The organism is Calditrichota bacterium, assembly GCA_014359355.1.
Lineage (GTDB): Bacteria > Zhuqueibacterota > Zhuqueibacteria > JANLFK01 > Oleimicrobiaceae > Oleimicrobium.
This window is the reverse complement of the sequence record JACIZP010000377.1, coordinates 1-2435: the sequence shown is the minus strand read 5'-3', so window position 1 is coordinate 2435 and position 2435 is coordinate 1. Positions and strand designations below refer to the sequence as shown.

The following is a 2435-nucleotide window of genomic DNA, read 5'->3' as shown; positions in this document are numbered from 1 at the left end:
GCGCGCGCTTTCCTTAGCGGGCGTGATACTGCTGGTGTTTCAGCCAGTGCTGGAGCTCCTCTTGGCAAAGCGCGAAAAGCCACTTTTGCCCGTGCTTGTGGATCGCTCGGCGAGCATGGGGTTGGTGGACGACAGCGGCGCGCGACCGCAGCAGGTCGCTAGCGTTCTGGGCAGCAAACAGCTTCGTTCCCTTGCCGAGCGCGCGCGCACGCGGTTCTATCTGTTCTCTTCGGGTCTGGATGGCGAGTTTCAGCCGGGTCAGGATAGCCTCCGCTTCGAGGGATTGGGGACTAACCTGGAAGCAGCACTGACCCAGTTGCGGGAACAACTGCGCGGCCAGCCTGTAGCCGGGGTGGTCATCATCACCGACGGGGCGGTGAATGTGGGAGAGCGACTCGCGCGGCTCGGGGAGAAGAGCGCCTGGCCGCTCTTTCCGGTGGCGGTCGGCAGCAGCAATCCGCCGCGTGATCTGATCGTGCACTCGGCGCTGGCCAATGAGGTCACCTACGTGGGATCGGAGGTCGCCGTGGAAGTGCGACTTCTCAATCGAGGTTTTGACCAGGCGAACGTCATCGTGGAACTGCAGGCGGAGGGCCAGGTGCTCGACCGGTGCACCGTCCCACTGGCCGGAAACCAGCCCGAGACGCAAGTGACGCTCCGTTTTCGGCCAGAGGCCCCAGGCTCACGGCGCTACGTGGTCACGCTGTCGCATCTTCCCGGCGAGCAGACCTACGAGAACAACCGCGCGGAGTTCGTGGTGAAGGCCCTGGCCAGCAAAATGAAGGTGGTGCTCTTGGCAGGGCGCCCGAGCCACGACGTGGTCTTCCTCGGGAAAGCATTGCAAGCAGATGCCAATGTGGCGGCACAAATCTACGTATGCCGCAAAGGCAGTGGCTTCTACAGGGCTTCGCCGCAGAGCCTGACGCAGGCGCTGCAGGAAGCGGACTGTGCGTTGCTGGTGGATTTTCCTGCGACAGGAACCGACGGCGCACTTGTGGCCGAGGTCGCGCGTGCCATCCGCGCGCGTCGGTTGCCGCTGTTCTGGGCTGGAGGGGAGGACATTGACCTTGCGCAGCTCGCGGCGCTGTGGGAAGACCTTCCCCTCAACGGGCCGCCCCGCGTGCGGGGGCCTGAGTTGCGCACAGTGCGCATGCAGAATGTGCCCTTCCACCCGCTGACCGCAGTTGCAGAGAGCGGGCCGACCAACGCGGCGGCCTGGGAGGGACTGCCCCCTGTGTCTTCGTCGTTCTCTGAGGTCCCTCTCTGGCCCAACAGCGAAGTGCTCGCCTTTGGCGCGGAGCCCTCGGCCAGGGTAGGCTCGGGGGTTCCGTTGATCGTCGTGCGGCAGACGCCAGAAAGCAGGTCTGTGGCCCTGCTCGCCTCTGGCTTCTGGCGCTGGGACCTCATGATGTGGGGGATAGGCAAGGACAATGCGCTCTTTCTGACGTTTGTGAAGAACATCGTACGGTGGCTCTCCTTGCGGGAGGAGCAGAAGCTTTTCCGGGTGCGAACCGATCGCGAGTTCTATCGCAGCGGCGAAGTAATAACTTTCGTCGGGCAGCTCTATGGTCCGGACCTTACTCCCTTAGAAGGGGCGCAGGTGCGCGCGAGGGTAAACGGCCCGGCGGGAAGCAAAGAGCTCGTGTTGGAGGAGGCCGGCGCTGGAAGGTATGAGGCAAGGACCACTGCCGATGTGGAGGGCGACTATAACTTTGTGGCCGAAGCGATACCGCGCTCCGGCTTAGGGTCTGCCGACACCGGGCGCTTTGCCGTCACGCGCTGGAGCGTTGAATATCTCTCGACCACCAGCAGGATCGAAGAGCTGAAACAGATGGCCACCCGTTCCGGCGGGTTCATGGTCCCCTGGAACGACCTGGAGCCCCTTGCTCAGGGAGTCCCGTTGCGCGTGGTGAGCAGGAAGTCCATCGTGCAGTTTCGTTACGCGGGCAGTGAGGCAGTGTTGGCGTTGCTCGTGGCACTGCTGGCCAGCGAGTGGTTCTTGCGGCGGCGCAAGGGCATGGTGTGACCATCAGGGCGAGGTCAAGGGGCGCCACATCGAGGTGGAAGGAGCGAGTGGCGTGGTACGCCCAGTGAACGACGAAAAAGGGCTTGCATATCCGGCGGTTTGCGTGTAAATTTGAAAATCAAAATATTGGTACTCCCTGCTGGGCAAGAGGCGTAAGCACCCTCCCAGCGTGGGAGTGCCGGCGTGGCGATCCTCCAAACCGTGTCTTCCAAGGCTTGTGGAGCAGAGAGGGACAAAGTGACAAAGCACTCCTTAGTCCAGGCGTTTCTGGCGCTCACCATTTTCTTGCTGCCTGTGGCCGTTTCCGCACAATCTACCATGTTGGGAGGCACAGGTTTGTTGCGTGTGCAGTCGGCCGAGGCCTTGATTCCTGGGCAGCTCAACATGACCCTCCACGGCCTGAGTTTCG

Annotated in this window: 1 protein-coding gene; it reads left to right on the top strand. The window is 62.7% G+C overall.

Going from position 1 to position 2435, the window contains the following annotated elements; genetic code table 11:
- A partial coding sequence (locus H5U38_15745; protein ID MBC7188476.1) for a hypothetical protein occupies positions 1 to 2026 on the top strand: 2026 nt, incomplete at its 5' end.
- Between the last annotated feature and the right edge of the window lie 409 nt (positions 2027 to 2435).